Here is a 13,667-nt window from a genome sequence, read left to right on the forward strand (position 1 = left end):
TTTTAATTAGATTTTGTTAAGAAAGCGTTCAGGACTAAAAATACCGTGAGGATCGAATTTAGTTTTTAGGGTTTTCATCATGGTAATCGCGTTACCTGTATAGCCCCAAGGTTCAATTTTTTCTTTTAGCGATGGGGGTGCGGTTAACACCGTTAAATAACCGTGATTTGCACTGCATAAAGAGCGAATTTTGTCAAGATTTTCCTCCGATTTTAAGATAACTTTACCCACCCCACTACTAATATTAATCGAGGCTAGTCCGTTAATTTGGTCGATAACTAGAGCTAAATTGCTAGGTAATAATCCTATTTTGCCGAAAAAATTGCCCTCTTGGCCGGAATTATCCATTGTTTTTCGGTATCTTTGCCATAGAGAAATTTCTTCCTCATCCCGATAATAATTAGTCTGACAGTCTAACTGTTGCCCTAAATAACTCACCTGTTGCGATTGTTCGCTAATACTTTCGGGAATGCTTTGAAAACGCAGCAGTAAAGCGACTTTTTCCCCTAATCCTAGTGCTTGCGTCATCCCTGGGTTTAAACATTCAGCCACGGTGGGAGTTAAGGCCGATTGCCGAATAACTTGACTCAATTTGCTAATATTTTCGCTATTTCCAGTGATTATCAGGGTTTCTGAGTTAGCAGTTTCGGGATACAGTCGTAGGGTAATCTGATCGATAATCCCTAAAGTGCCGTAGGAACCCGTAAATAGCTTCATCATGTCGTATCCCGCCACATTCTTGACCACACGCCCTCCAGCTTTAGCAATCTCGCCATCGTGACGGATAAAGGAGAATCCTAGGATCAGATCCCGGACACCACCGTATCTTTGCCGCCATGTTCCCGCGTCGGCTGTGGCTATAATACCGCCAATCGTGGCATTATCGGCGTAACTGGGATCAAGAGGAAGAAATTGACCGCTAGGAGCTAAAAAAACCTGTAAATCCGCTAGTTTAAGCCCAGCTTGCACGGTTATAGTTAAATCTCCCCTAGCATGGTCAATAATCCGGTTGAGATTTTGGGTACTAACTAAAATATCGGGCGACTCGACTAACCCACCCCAATCTAATTTACTGCCTTGACCGTAGGCCAGTAAAGACAGACGATTTTCGTTGGTAAAACGCACCAGAGAGGATAAAGCGGTTGTATTAGCGGGATAAACTATAATTTCAGGACTTTTGCCCCTAATTGCCCTTGATAATCTTTCTTGTTCCTCTTTTGGCACTTGTTGCCAGGTGATAACTGTCGTGTCGGGGGGTAAAATAGAAGTTATCTGAACAGCGATCGCAGTCATATTTTACAAAATAATTGAGGAGTGAGGAGTCAGGACTTACCGGCCGCTAATGGCGAAGAATGGGGGTAATGCTGGGGCTAATCAGTAATTTTCAGCCTCTGTTAATCAGATTACCTTAGTTTGTCCCTCCATCTCCGGTGTCGGGCAATTCCAGCCATACTGAAGCAGTAAAAAAGCTCTCTTGCATAAATCAAAAAATTTTCGGCAAATGTAGGGAAAAAGCGAAAGGTTAAAGGGAAAATTATCCTTTTGCCTCTTGCCTCTTGCCTCTTGCCTCGTCTCAACAAGCAATTTAAATTACGAACAGCTTAACTGCAAAATTAGCCATACACTCGTGCCATAATGGTAGATTACCTCGATCAGTAAGCCAAGAAGTAATGAGTGTAAATTGGACGAATAGCCGCGCCAAGCGATTAAGTGCCTTACCCCCCTACGTTTTCGCCCGCTTGGATGAATTAAAAGCCTTAGCCCGCAAAGAAGGACTAGATTTAATCGATTTAGGCATGGGCAACCCGGATGGTGCTGCCCCGCGTCCAGTTATCGAAGCGGCCATTCAAGCTTTTGAAACCCCCCAATTTCACGGTTATCCACCCTTTGAAGGAACCGCCAGCTTCCGAGAGGCGATCGCTAAGTGGTATGATCGCTCTTATGGTGTGGAACTCAATCCCGATAACGAAGCTTTACCGCTGCTAGGTTCCAAAGAGGGCCTATCTCACCTGGCTTTGGCTTATGTTAACCCAGGTGATGTAGTCTTGGTTCCCAGTCCCGCCTATCCCGCCCATTTTCGCGGTCCCTTGATTGCCGGGGCGACGCTATACCCGATCATTTTAAAAGCGGAACAGGATTGGCTGATAGATATCGATTCTATCCCCGAAGATGTGGCTAAACGGGCGAAAATCCTCTATTTTAACTATCCCAGTAACCCCACCGCCGCCATTGCCCCCCGGGAATTTTTTGAAAAAATCGTTGCTTGGGCCCGGCACTATGAGATTATGCTCGTCCACGATCTCTGTTATGCTGAATTGAGTTTTGATGGTTATCAGCCCACCAGTTTATTAGAAATTCCGGGGGCAAAAGAGATTAGTGTCGAATTTCATACCCTCTCGAAAACCTATAATATGGCCGGGTGGCGCGTCGGTTTTGTCGTGGGCAATTCCGATATTATTCAAGGGTTACGCACCCTGAAAACCAATCTCGATTATGGCATCTTTTCCGTCATCCAAAAGGCGGCCGAAACCGCCCTACAACTGCCGGATGAATACGTCAAACAAGTACAGGAAAGATACCGGCAGCGACGAGATTTTTTCATCAAAGGTTTGGGGCAATTAGGTTGGGATATTCCCCCCTCTAAGGCGACAATGTATCTCTGGGTCCCCTGTAGCGTCGGTATGACTTCCACGGATTTCGCCCTTACTGTTTTGCAAAAAACTGGTGTCGTTGTCACTCCGGGCAATGCTTTTGGAGAGGGAGGGGAAGGTTATGTGCGCGTCAGTTTAATCGCCGATATGCCGCGATTAGGGGAAGCTTTACAGCGCCTCGAAGATGCGGGAATTCGCTATCAGTAAGGAGAATTTTTCCCCCTGATTTACCCGCCAAATCCCTCTAGGCACTGGCTAAAATTGCGATTATGATGGAATTTTATCGCGGTAGCTTGCCACTTCCATGACCTACAGCTTAAGAATTGCCGATATTCCTGTCAGTGAAAGACCAAGGGAACGTTTAATCAGTGTCGGGGCAAAAAACCTCAGTAACGCCGAATTATTAGCGATTTTACTGGCTACAGGTCAAGGTAAGGGGAAACTCTCGGCGGTGGGTTTAGGACAGCATATTCTCAACGAATTGAGTAAATATCGCCGGGATCCTTTGGACGTTTTGAGGGATATTCACCCCCAAGAATTAACCGCTATTCATGGCATTGGACCGGCTAAGGCTACTACTATTCTAGCGGCGATCGAATTGGGAAAACGGGCTTTTCAACGACGACCGACGGAAAAAATGGTTATCGATAGTCCCGATACCGCTGCCGCTATCCTTGGCCACGAACTAATGTATCAGTCTCAGGAACGTTTCGCCGTTATTTTACTCGATGTCAAAAATCAGTTAATCGCACTCAAAGTGATTACTATCGGCACAGCCACGGAAACACTGGTACATCCGCGAGAAATCTTTCGAGAAGTGGTTAAACAATCAGCTACTAAGTTAATTATCGCCCATAATCACCCCACCGGGTCACTTGTGCCTAGTCAAGACGATATTTTACTCACAGAACAATTATTACAGGGGGCCACCTATCTAGCCATTCCTCTCCTAGATCATTTGATCCTCGGTAATGGCAACTTCCAAAGTCTTCGCCAAATCACGGATCTTTGGGAAAAATATCCCCAAGAAGATTAGACCTCTTGCAACAATCAAAAATTGTTGTTGGGTTTAGCTGGAAAAGGGAGCGAGTGCGACCGAAATCTGGGTAAAATTTGAGAGATACAATCGGTCAATTGGGCATGGATTATAAAGAAGCGGGCGTGGATGTGGAAGCGGGACGCGCTTTTGTCGAGAAAATTCGCCAAAATGTGGAAAGTACCTTCCGTCCCGAAGTTATCGGCGGTTTAGGCGGTTTTGGGGGCTATTTTCAGTTACCTTCCGGTTATCGGCAACCGGTGTTAGTATCGGGAACTGATGGTGTGGGAACCAAGCTGAAAATTGCCCATAGTCTCAATTGCCATGATACGGTGGGAATTGACCTCGTGGCCATGTGCGTCAACGATGTCTTAACCTCTGGGGCTGAACCTTTATTTTTCTTGGATTATCTGGCCACCGGTAAACTGGAAGCGTCACAGTTAGCAGCGGTGGTATCGGGAATCGCTAGGGCCTGTCGTGATAGTGGTTGTACTCTTTTGGGAGGGGAAACGGCGGAGATGCCGGGGTTTTATTCGGCCGGAGAGTACGATTTAGCGGGTTTTTGCGTCGGTATTGTCGAAAAAAGTCAATTACTCGACGGCAGTAAGGTGCAAATCGGCGATGTGGCTATCGGTTTAGCCAGTAGTGGGGTTCACAGTAACGGTTTTAGTCTTGTTCGTAAGATTATCGACACCCAGGGCTTAAATTGGCAAGATTGCCCCGAAATTTTGGCCGGCTCTAGCTTAGGTGAAGTTTTGTTAACTCCCACTAGACTTTATGTTAAACCTGTGCTAGAACTGCTGCGCTCTGGGTTAGATATTCACGCCATGGCCCACATTACTGGGGGGGGCATCCCGGAAAATTTGCCCCGCTGCTTAGGTAAAGGGCATTCCGTGCAGATTTACTGCGAAAGTTGGCCGGTTTTGCCGATTTTTCACTGGTTAGCCCAGATGGGTTCGGTTAATGCCGAAGCCATGTTTAATACTTTTAATATGGGTATCGGTTTTGTGATCATTGTCCCATCAGATCTGGCTCGATCGACTATTAATCAACTCCAATCCTCTGGGATTAATGCCTACCAAATCGGCGAAGTGATTGCCGGTAAGGGGGAGATTGTTGGGCTTGATTAAAGTTAGTTCAGGCTAAGAAGATTTTGCCATGAATTCCACCAAAAAATCAGGTTGACTGGCTGGGATAGCAGCAGAGTTTCGGCCTATCCCCAACCCAATTTATATTAAGTTTTTTTACTTAAGTAGTTATACTTAGTTTGCTTCTCGATAGAATTAGGTCAGAACCTGATAAGACACTTTTTCAGAGAAAAGGAGGTTATAGCCATGCAAGGAACGCCTATCCCCCAACTATTAGGAGACCAGTGGTCTGGGAAAAAGGTTCTGGTGACTGGAGCTTCGGGATTTAAAGGCAGTTGGTTATGTAAAGCACTTTTGGAGCTTGGCACTCAGGTTTATGCTACTATTCCCATTCACAACGTCAGACACCCCCACTCAGCTTACCAACTTTTCGATCTGATGTTTAAAAGCGATTGAAGTCAAACTTAATAATCCATCTCAATGGCAAGAAATTTGCCAGCAAGCAGAAAAATCTCGGTTCTTATGGAAAGATACTGTTAGCCAGTACATTACAAAATTGTATGAACATCAGAACGTCGAAAAATACATAAGGAGTTAAAGATCATGTCTAGAGAATATCAAAGTAAAATCAACCAAATATATATGAGGTTATTTAGTGGAACAACTTGGGAATCTACTCTACCAGATATTTATGAACAGGCTGGAAAAGCTTATGCAGAAATCTATGAACTTAATTGTACAAATGGATACTGGAAAAGAGCAGATGGCTTTGACAACACATTGATTTACTACATGGCAGAATGGATAAAAAATAACATTTTAAATAAGTTTATTTCGCTCCGTACTGCAAGAGAATTAGCGGATGAAATGGCAACACAGATTCTTGATTACTATCATACCAAGTACCTAAGTACAGGACAAAAAATCTAAGGACTGCAAAAAGCTAAGTACAGGACAAAAAATGAAGATAAAGGAGAAAAGTCATGTTGACAATTCAAGATACCCAAAAAGATAATTCCTTCGTGGCAGCTCGGAAACAAACTGAAGAATACAAACGCTTGCAAGAAGTCCGTGAACAAAATATCCCTTGGAAAAAATGGGGTCCCTATTTAAGCGATCGCCAATGGGCTACTGTCCGAGAAGATTATAGTCAGGATGGTAATGCTTGGAACTATTTTACTCATGATCATGCCCGTTCTCGTGCCTACCGTTGGGGAGAAGATGGAATATTGGGAATTTCTAATGAGCGTCAGCATCTTTGTTTTGCTATTTCTCTTTGGAATAGTAAAGATACTATTCTTAAAGAGCGATTTTTTGGACTAACAGGAAGCGAAGGAAATCATGGAGAAGATGTCAAGGAATATTACTTTTATCTAGATAATAACCCCACTCATTCTTATATGAAGGCATTGTATAAGTATCCTTATGAATTTCCTTATGATGATCTCGTTGAAGAGAATCAAAAACGAAGAAATGCTAAGTATAGAGGAGAAGAACACCCTGAATATGAGCTAATTGATACTAATTGTTTCGACGAGGGATACTTTGATGTTGTTATTGAATATGCCAAGAAGACTCCTGAAGATATTTTAATTAAAATTACTGTTTGGAATCGAGGCTCTGAAGCTCATCCACTACATATTTTACCTACTCTCTGGTTTCGTAACACTTGGTCTTGGTTGGGAGATGCAGAAAGGGAAAAACAAAAACCAAGTTTGCAGAAAGTTGCCAATAATGTAGCTACTATTAAAGCCCATCATAGCGAGTTAGGTGATTATTATCTCTATTGTCAAGGAGATACTCCTCTGTTATTTACTGAAAATGAAACTAACAACGAACGCATTTTCCATACTCCTAATGCGAGTAAATATGTTAAGGACGGAATCAACAATTATGTAGTTAATCAAGAGCTAGATAAAGTCAACCCTGAACAGAAAGGGACAAAAGCATCCGCTCACTATAACCTCACTATTAAAGCTAATAAACCTCAAGTGATATGGTTGCGCTTGACAGATATTGCGCCAGATCAACTACCTGATGCTAATCCTTTTGGAAGTGATTTTAAGGAGGTTTTTGACAAGCGCAAAGAAGAAACTGACGCATTTTATCAAGCTATTACTCCTTCAGATTTTCCAATTTCAGATGAGGAACGACAAGTTCAAAGACAGGCATTTGCAGGAATGCTATGGAACAAGCAGTTTTATTACTATATAGTTCAAGATTGGCTCAAAGGAGATTGGTCATATCAAGACAGAAAGTGGCATAAAATATACCCCTCAGATAGCCTACCAGATAAAGCACAATCCGACACTAGAAAATTTAACTCCAAATGGACTCATCTACATAATGAAGACATAATTTCTATGCCAGATAAATGGGAATATCCTTGGTATGCTGTCTGGGATTCAGCTTTTCATGCTGTTACTTTTGCTTTAATAGACCCAGATTTTGCTAAAGAACAATTGTGTCTATTTTTAGAAGACTGGTATATCCATCCTAATGGACAGTTACCATCTTTTGAATGGAACTTTAGTGAAGGTAATCCACCTGTTCACGCTTGGGGAGCTTGGCAAGTTTATCAAATTGAGCAAGATATGTATGGTTTTTCGGACAAAGATTTCCTAAGAAAAATATTTCACAAGCTGAATAGTAACTTTAATTGGTGGTTAGAAGTTCAAAAAATACCTGAAAATAATCTTTTTAGTGGAGGCTTTTTAGGACTAGATAATATCAGTCTCATAAATCGCAGTCACTTTAAAACTGATGATGTAAAAATTGAACAAGCAGATGGAACAAGCTGGATGGCTATGTTCTGCTTAAATATGCTGAGAATTGCCATAGAGTTAGGAAGTCAAGACCCATCTAGCGAAGAGATGGAAGCTGCAACCAAGTTCCTCAAAGAATTCCTTAATATCGCCAATGCTATCAATGATATTACTGAAAAAAATAGAACGCATTTGTGGGATCAGAAGGATGAATTCTATTACGATATACTCAGTATTGTTCAGGAAAATTTGACCCTAGAGTTTCCCTTGAAGTATCGTTCATTAGTCGGTTTAATTCCCCTATGTGCGATTGATATTTTTGAATCCGAAAGTCAGGAATATCAAAACCAGATAATCGATGCTTTTCAATCTAAGTTCTCTAACCCTAATTCATTGTCCCAATTGTTCTTGCCAGGAACCGACTTTGATTACTTGAGAGGAAAATATGAAAGTTTCTACATCGCAGACAAGCACAATCATAATAATAACCTAGAAATGTATTTGTCAATTGTTGACTTTGATAAGTTGCAATTAATCGTCAAAAAGCTACTGGATAAACGGGAGTTTTTGAGCGACTATGGTATTCGCAGTCTTTCAAAAGTTCACGATCCTAATTCTGAGTTTGGTTCGCCTTACTCGATTCCTTGCTTCATGAAAGATATGTATGGCAGTGTTTTACCTTCCAGAATTCTCTACGAACCGGGAGAAGCAGGTAACTCTCCTGTACATACAGGTAATTCTAATTGGCGCGGTCCAATATGGTTTCCTGTGAATTTTCTAATCATTGATTCGCTTTATAAGTTTCATGATTACATTCATGACTGTCTAGGAGATGAGTTTAAAGTGGAGTTTCCCACTGGAGAACGTGGAAGAAATACTCTTGAACAAGTAGCGGTAGAAATATCCAAACGCTTAATACGTATTTTCCTGCCTGATGAGTCAGGGAAACGACCAGTTTATGGAGATAACCCAAAACTTCGTGAGCTTTTCAAAACCCATGATGGCCAGGATTTAATACTGTTCTACGAATATTTTCACGGAGATACGGGTCAAGGACTGGGAGCAAGCCATCAAACAGGTTGGACAGGACTCGTAGCTAATTTGATCTATCAGGTCGGAGAATATAACTATCTCAATAGCGCACCTTCTTAATACTCAATTAACTTCAGTCGGACGGGAGAAGGAAAGTTTTAACCCGGGACAGGATCAAGCTTTCAGCTAATCCAGGATTCGGGTTAAATAGACTCTAATAGATTGTATCCCGTTGACGGGCGGGGCGATCGAGGGATTTAATCGCCGTTGCTAATTCCTCGACGGTCAAACAAGTACCGCCCAGGGCTCCGGCCATAGTGGTAATATGTTCTTCCATGAGAGTGCCACCGAGATCGTTGCAACCCCAGTTTAAAGCTTCTGTCGCCCCCTGTAAGCCCAATTTTACCCAACTGGGTTGATGATTTTTAATGCTATTGCCCAAATAAATCCGCGCCACTGCCGTTAACTTTAATGTATCGGCTAAAATTGGTTGATCTTGTCCGACTCGATTTCTCAGGGGTTTGGGGGCCGATTGTCCCACAAAAGGCAATAAAATAAATTCGGTGATTTTAGCCGGATAATTATTTTCTAGGGCGATTTCTTGTTGTTTTCTAATTTTTTCAAGGTGCTGCACCTGTTGGCTAGGGGTTTCAATATGACCGCAGAGCATGGTACTGGTGGTATGTAACCCCAAGCGATGGGCAGTACCGACTATTTCTAACCAAGTGGCGGCATCGATTTTTTCTGGACAAATTACCCGTCTTACCTCATCCACCAACACCTCGGCAGCCGTCCCCGGGAGAGAATTCACTCCTGCTTCTTGCAGAGAAGCGATAACTTTTTCGTAACTTAAACCGTCTTCTCTAGCAATAAATTGGACTTCTTGGGGCGAAAAAGCGTGTAAATGCAGGTCAGGAAAGGCTTGCTTCAGGTTTTTAACAATTTCGAGGTAATAGTCTAAGGAATTGCCCTTAATCTTGGCTTTTGGGTTTAATCCTCCCTGCATACAAATTTCTGTGGCCCCACGACGGACAGCATCGGCCGCTTTAGCGATAATTTCCTCTAAATTAAGCCAGAAAGCCCCCTCTTCATCTTCATCGCGTCTGAATGCACAAAAACTGCAATGCTGCTCACAAATGTTACTAAAATTAATATTGCGATTGATAACGTAGGTGACGGTATCTCCCGTCTGTTGACGACGCAAAAAGTCGGCCGTTTCCCGAATCCAGGCAATTAAACGGTTATCGGTAGTTTCTAGCAAGATAATCGCTTCTTTTGCCGATAAATTCGCCCCTGACCGCGCTTTTGCCAAAATATCGGTTACGGGTGCGGTGATGGAGGAGTTAGTCACGGGAGATAAATATTAAGGGTTGCCGATCCTAATTGTAGAACGAGGTCAGAAGGAACAGTAAAGAAAGAGAGCCAATTTAATCCTTTTTCTGTTCCCTATTCCCTTGTCTGCACGCGGTAATTTCCGGTTGAGAGCCTTTATTGCAGGGTGGTTTGTTTTTCCTGTTCTTTTTGTTGACGTTTTTTCTTTTCTGCTTCTAGGGCATCTTCGATCACCTTGAGCAGCTGATCCATTTTATCAAGATTACCGCGATAAACATCGAGGTCTTTTTGCAGTTTCTCGCTGGAGAGACGGAGAATTTCTGAGAACTTTTGCAAAATTTGTTCGCGTTTTTCTTTTTCCTTGATTATGTCCGGTTGTGCTTCGGCTAAAATAGTATAAAGACCGATGGCAAAAAGGCGGCTATACTTAAACTTAGGCGCGTTGATCAACGAAACTAGACTATCAGACAACTGATTGTTAGCACCTAGAGCAGGGTTTTGCAGTTGCGAAAGCAAGGAATCAATATTAGTTTCTTTGGCAATAGCGATCATATTTTCGGCATCACGACGATAGACTTCGGGATTACCGTTAACCGCTTGGCACAAAGCATTAAAAATATTCGGTTTATCCTCCCCCGGACGATAGCCTTCCATGAACTTCTCGAAAGAAGTAACCACACCAAGGGCATAAATTGGATCATAATGGAAATCTACATTAACAGAGAGCAGGTGCATCTCGACTAATAATTCCTCAACCACGCGCCGATACACCGAATTGATGGGGCGGGTGTGGCGAGTATAAAAATCACGCTTACTATCGGAAACAGTACGAATTTTGTCCACAGAACCAAACTTCATAAAAATTTAACACTGCTCTCATTTTCCCCTTTCTCGTTCCCCCTGACAAGGCCGGTGATCACCAAAGAGCGGCAAGCAGTCAGTCCAGAGAGAGCAAAAGAGCGAGTAAGATATAAAGATAAGGACATGGAAAAATCGAGATAATTAGCCGATACTGCCTCTACCAATCGCTTTTTTACTTTTCACTTTTCAGTTGACTATATGGCCAATCAAGACGACAAAATCAAAATTATCACTGATAACCGGCAAGCGCGCCATCTCTACGAGATTTTAGAGACTTTTGAAGCGGGGGTGCAGTTGCTGGGGACCGAGGTTAAATCCGTGCGTGCCGGTAAGGTAAACCTGCGGGATGGTTACGTTTTAGTCCGCAATGGTGAAGCGGTGTTAATTAATGTTCATATTTCCCCCTACGAACAGAGTAGCGAATATTTTAATCACGATCCGCGCCGGACGAGAAAATTGTTGATGCACAAAAAGGAAATCAGCAAACTCATCGGTCAAGTGGAACAGAAAGGCTTAACTCTTGTGCCTTTGAAGATGTATTTTAAAGGTAGTTGGGTAAAAATCAGCATTGGCCTCGGTAGAGGCAAAAAATTACACGATAAACGCGAAGATTTGAAACGTCGTCAGGATCAACGGGATATGGCGCGAGCGATGAAGCGTTAACCAAGACACTTATCGGACTGGCAAAGGTCTAGGTAAGAAACGAGCGGGTTTTGTTACAGTTGAACTGTATTAGGCTCCTTGCGGCCGTCACCATCCCCCTCACTTTGGGTTAAAATTTATGTTAAAAGTCTTGACAAAAGTAATTAAATATGCTAAAGCACCCGCTTTAATTGCTCTATCTTTAGCTGTGGGTGCGGGGATTATTTTACCAAAAATAACTTTAGCCAATGGCAACCCCGGCCTAACCATTTTTAGTGGAGTCGATCGCAAGGATATCTTAGATTATTTCTTGCAATTTGGCGGTCGTCCCCAGCAAATGGATCGTTATAAACTCTATATCCCCCCGAAAAAACTCTCCCAAGGGGCCGCAGCTTTTTTTATTTCCTATCCCGATTATTTTAACGGCCAGTTTGACACTAATAAAATCGAGGTACGCACCAACGGCAAATCTTTACCTTTAAAGGAAGTGGTTTGGGATAAGGATAGTCGCATTATTCAAATTGTCCCCCAACAACCGATCGATCCGACCAGCAAAGTTGAAATCGTCATGTCTAATGTCAGAAATCCCGAATTAGGCACTTATTACTTTACCTGTGATGTGATTGCCTCTGGCAATATTCCCGTCCGTCTCTACGTTGGGACTTGGATTGTCAGTATCGAACCTTAAGTAGGGTTTGCGGCAAAAAGTTTTTCGTGGGGGTAGGGTGTGGGGTGTGGGGTGTGGGGTGTGGGGTGTGGGGATAATAAATAAAAGCTGCCTTCTGCCTTCTGCCTTCTGCCTCCTGCCTTCGTTAACGGGGATAGGGAAATGGGGGAATGGGGGAATGGGGGAATGGGGGAATTTAACTAAAACCCCAAAACCCTAACACCCTCTCAGTCTGAGAAAAAGTCAACCAAAGTCAACTATTTGCCTCCGAGTTGCTAAAATCTGAGGAGTTTTCACCTATAGACTCGTTGGCCGGGTAATTTTCCTCGGAGTTTGAGTTTTTGCGACTGCCTTTGTGGGAATTTTTGCCCCCTTCCCGTCCGATAGCGGCCATGTGGGCGCGATCTCGGCTAACCGCTTCACCACCTTTTCGTCCCGCTTCGCGAGCCTCTTCGGAGGTAAATTCGTGGGCTGTACCTTTTTGATGAGCAGCTTTACCACCTTTACTAGCGATTTCCCGTTGTTTAGCTTGATCCATAGAGGCAAAACCGCGTTTACTCTTACCTGTCATAATATCCCTCCTGTGTGAATGCTGATTTTAAAAGTTCTTAAAGACTTATGCGAGATTTTTAAAACATCAAAATCATGGTCTTGTCGGTGGGCAAAACATTGAGATTGCCCCGCTTTCCTCCTCTAAGAACTATGGATTCCTACCTAGTATCATAACTCATTAGCTTGACTTCTAGGGAACTAATTACAGCAATCAAAGAGCATATTTTATGTTAAAAAATATTAAGCGAATCGAGCATTTATCAGTCTAAAGATATAGAAATTATCTTAATGGTGAGGTACAAAGTTTGCCTTTGCAGGAGTCGGTCTTCAGTTATCAGTTATCAGTTATCAGTTATCAGTTATCAGTTATAGTCATTTCAAATAAGTGTGAGACGAGGGAAAAATAAGGTAAAATCAAGAGAAACGAGCAACCCATACAGAAAAATGTCTTATAGCCTAGACTTGAGAAAAAAAGTAATCGATTATGTAGAGAATGGGGGAAGCATAACCAAAGCCGCCGCTCTATTTAATATAGGAAGAGCGACGATATATAGATGGCTAGGTAGGGAAAAACTGGAAGCAACAAAGGTAAAACACCGTCAGAGAAAGCTGGACTGGAAAGCACTGTCAAAAGATGTCCAAGAAAATCCCGAGGCAAGATTAAGAGACAGAGCCGAGAAATTTGGAGTGAGACCAAGTGCCATTTGCTATGCCTTAAAAAACATGAAAGTTACCAGAAAAAAGAAGGAACTTCGTTATAGAGAAAGAAACCGAGAAGAAAGAATGAAATACTACAGAGTGCTGAGAGAATTGATTAAAATATATGGAAGTGAAAGCCTTGTATTTATTGATGAGTCAGGGTTTGAAGAATTTCAAGCCTGTTTTTATGCTTGGTCAAAAAAAGGGAAGAAAGTCTTTGGAGATAGACAAGGAAAACGAGGAAAAAGAGAGAACCTTGTCGCTGGTAGAAGAAAGGGAAAAAAAGACTTTATTGCACCGATGGTATTTACGAGAAGCCTGAATGCCGGGCTCTTCGTTACC

Annotated in this window: 13 protein-coding genes and 1 pseudogene; 10 read left to right on the top strand and 4 right to left on the bottom strand. The window is 42.6% G+C overall.

Annotated elements, in window-relative coordinates:
• Positions 1-6 precede the first annotated feature (6 nt).
• Complete coding sequence (locus tag MAE_RS19200) at positions 7-1,293, bottom strand: FAD-binding oxidoreductase (protein WP_004162731.1); 1,287 nt, start codon at positions 1,291-1,293, stop codon at positions 7-9.
• A gap of 377 nt (positions 1,294-1,670) precedes the next feature.
• Between MAE_RS19200 and MAE_RS19205 the strand changes: the two genes are divergently transcribed.
• The 6 genes from MAE_RS19205 to MAE_RS19230 all read left to right on the top strand — a co-directional run bounded on the left by MAE_RS19205 (position 1,671) and on the right by MAE_RS19230 (position 8,692).
• Positions 1,671-2,858 carry an aspartate aminotransferase gene (locus MAE_RS19205; protein WP_012267051.1) on the top strand — a complete coding sequence of 396 codons (1,188 nt, stop codon included), beginning with the start codon at positions 1,671-1,673 and terminating at the stop codon, positions 2,856-2,858.
• Positions 2,859-2,955: 97 nt separating this feature from the next.
• Positions 2,956-3,687 carry a RadC family protein gene (radC, locus tag MAE_RS19210; protein WP_002753303.1) on the top strand — a complete coding sequence of 244 codons (732 nt, stop codon included), beginning with the start codon at positions 2,956-2,958 and terminating at the stop codon, positions 3,685-3,687.
• 104 nt (positions 3,688-3,791) lie between these two features.
• Positions 3,792-4,817, top strand: a complete 1,026-nt coding sequence (gene purM, locus MAE_RS19215) for a phosphoribosylformylglycinamidine cyclo-ligase (protein ID WP_012267052.1) — start codon at positions 3,792-3,794, stop codon at positions 4,815-4,817.
• Between the two features lie 204 nt (positions 4,818-5,021).
• The gene (locus tag MAE_RS19220) at positions 5,022-5,231 is read left to right on the top strand and encodes an NAD-dependent epimerase/dehydratase family protein (RefSeq protein WP_012267053.1); all 210 of its coding nucleotides are present in this window, start codon (positions 5,022-5,024) and stop codon (positions 5,229-5,231) included.
• 147 nt (positions 5,232-5,378) lie between these two features.
• Complete coding sequence (locus MAE_RS19225; protein ID WP_012267054.1) at positions 5,379-5,705, top strand: hypothetical protein; 327 nt, start codon at positions 5,379-5,381, stop codon at positions 5,703-5,705.
• 53 nt (positions 5,706-5,758) lie between these two features.
• Positions 5,759-8,692, top strand: coding sequence for an MGH1-like glycoside hydrolase domain-containing protein (locus MAE_RS19230; RefSeq protein ID WP_012267055.1), 2,934 nt, complete (start codon positions 5,759-5,761; stop codon positions 8,690-8,692).
• Positions 8,693-8,786: 94 nt separating this feature from the next.
• On the opposite strand, the gene cofH is transcribed toward MAE_RS19230, so the two are convergent.
• Positions 8,787-9,923: a 7,8-didemethyl-8-hydroxy-5-deazariboflavin synthase subunit CofH gene (cofH, locus tag MAE_RS19235; RefSeq protein WP_012267056.1), complete on the bottom strand. Its 1,137-nt coding sequence runs from the start codon at positions 9,921-9,923 to the stop codon at positions 8,787-8,789.
• Positions 9,924-10,060: 137 nt separating this feature from the next.
• A complete protein-coding gene (gene psb29 / locus MAE_RS19240) occupies positions 10,061-10,747 on the bottom strand; it encodes a photosystem II biogenesis protein Psp29 (protein ID WP_173351117.1) in 687 nt (228 codons plus the stop codon).
• Between the two features lie 216 nt (positions 10,748-10,963).
• Here psb29 and smpB point away from each other — a divergent pair, with 216 nt between their 5' ends.
• The 3 genes from smpB (at position 10,964) to MAE_RS33505 (ending at position 12,294) form a co-directional block, all read left to right on the top strand.
• Positions 10,964-11,428: an SsrA-binding protein SmpB gene (gene smpB / locus MAE_RS19245; RefSeq protein ID WP_002732921.1), complete on the top strand. Its 465-nt coding sequence runs from the start codon at positions 10,964-10,966 to the stop codon at positions 11,426-11,428.
• Positions 11,429-11,546: 118 nt separating this feature from the next.
• Positions 11,547-12,095 carry a DUF2808 domain-containing protein gene (locus tag MAE_RS19250; protein ID WP_012267058.1) on the top strand — a complete coding sequence of 183 codons (549 nt, stop codon included), beginning with the start codon at positions 11,547-11,549 and terminating at the stop codon, positions 12,093-12,095.
• 7 nt (positions 12,096-12,102) lie between these two features.
• Complete coding sequence (locus MAE_RS33505) at positions 12,103-12,294, top strand: hypothetical protein (RefSeq protein ID WP_158303544.1); 192 nt, start codon at positions 12,103-12,105, stop codon at positions 12,292-12,294.
• 33 nt (positions 12,295-12,327) lie between these two features.
• On the opposite strand, the gene MAE_RS19255 is transcribed toward MAE_RS33505, so the two are convergent.
• Positions 12,328-12,645 carry a KGG domain-containing protein gene (locus MAE_RS19255; protein WP_012267059.1) on the bottom strand — a complete coding sequence of 106 codons (318 nt, stop codon included), beginning with the start codon at positions 12,643-12,645 and terminating at the stop codon, positions 12,328-12,330.
• Between the two features lie 425 nt (positions 12,646-13,070).
• Between MAE_RS19255 and MAE_RS19260 the strand changes: the two are divergent.
• Positions 13,071-13,652 (top strand): annotated as a pseudogene (locus tag MAE_RS19260) (IS630-like element ISMae21 family transposase); the annotation flags it as partial.
• Between the last annotated feature and the right edge of the window lie 15 nt (positions 13,653-13,667).

Source organism: Microcystis aeruginosa NIES-843 (genome assembly GCF_000010625.1).
Classification (GTDB): domain Bacteria; phylum Cyanobacteriota; class Cyanobacteriia; order Cyanobacteriales; family Microcystaceae; genus Microcystis; species Microcystis aeruginosa.

Excerpts from the sequence above, each read along its gene's own strand:
- radC (WP_002753303.1), top strand. The coding sequence starts at position 2,956 with ATGACCTACAGCTTAAGAATTGCCGATATTCCTGTCAGTGAAAGACCA.
- smpB (WP_002732921.1), top strand. The coding sequence starts at position 10,964 with ATGGCCAATCAAGACGACAAAATCAAAATTATCACTGATAACCGGCAA.
- MAE_RS19255 (WP_012267059.1), bottom strand. The coding sequence starts at position 12,645 with ATGACAGGTAAGAGTAAACGCGGTTTTGCCTCTATGGATCAAGCTAAA.
- MAE_RS19200 (WP_004162731.1), bottom strand. The coding sequence starts at position 1,293 with ATGACTGCGATCGCTGTTCAGATAACTTCTATTTTACCCCCCGACACG.
- MAE_RS19220 (WP_012267053.1), top strand. The coding sequence starts at position 5,022 with ATGCAAGGAACGCCTATCCCCCAACTATTAGGAGACCAGTGGTCTGGG.
- MAE_RS19225 (WP_012267054.1), top strand. The coding sequence starts at position 5,379 with ATGTCTAGAGAATATCAAAGTAAAATCAACCAAATATATATGAGGTTA.
- MAE_RS19230 (WP_012267055.1), top strand. The coding sequence starts at position 5,759 with ATGTTGACAATTCAAGATACCCAAAAAGATAATTCCTTCGTGGCAGCT.
- MAE_RS19205 (WP_012267051.1), top strand. The coding sequence starts at position 1,671 with ATGAGTGTAAATTGGACGAATAGCCGCGCCAAGCGATTAAGTGCCTTA.
- purM (WP_012267052.1), top strand. The coding sequence starts at position 3,792 with ATGGATTATAAAGAAGCGGGCGTGGATGTGGAAGCGGGACGCGCTTTT.
- MAE_RS19250 (WP_012267058.1), top strand. The coding sequence starts at position 11,547 with ATGTTAAAAGTCTTGACAAAAGTAATTAAATATGCTAAAGCACCCGCT.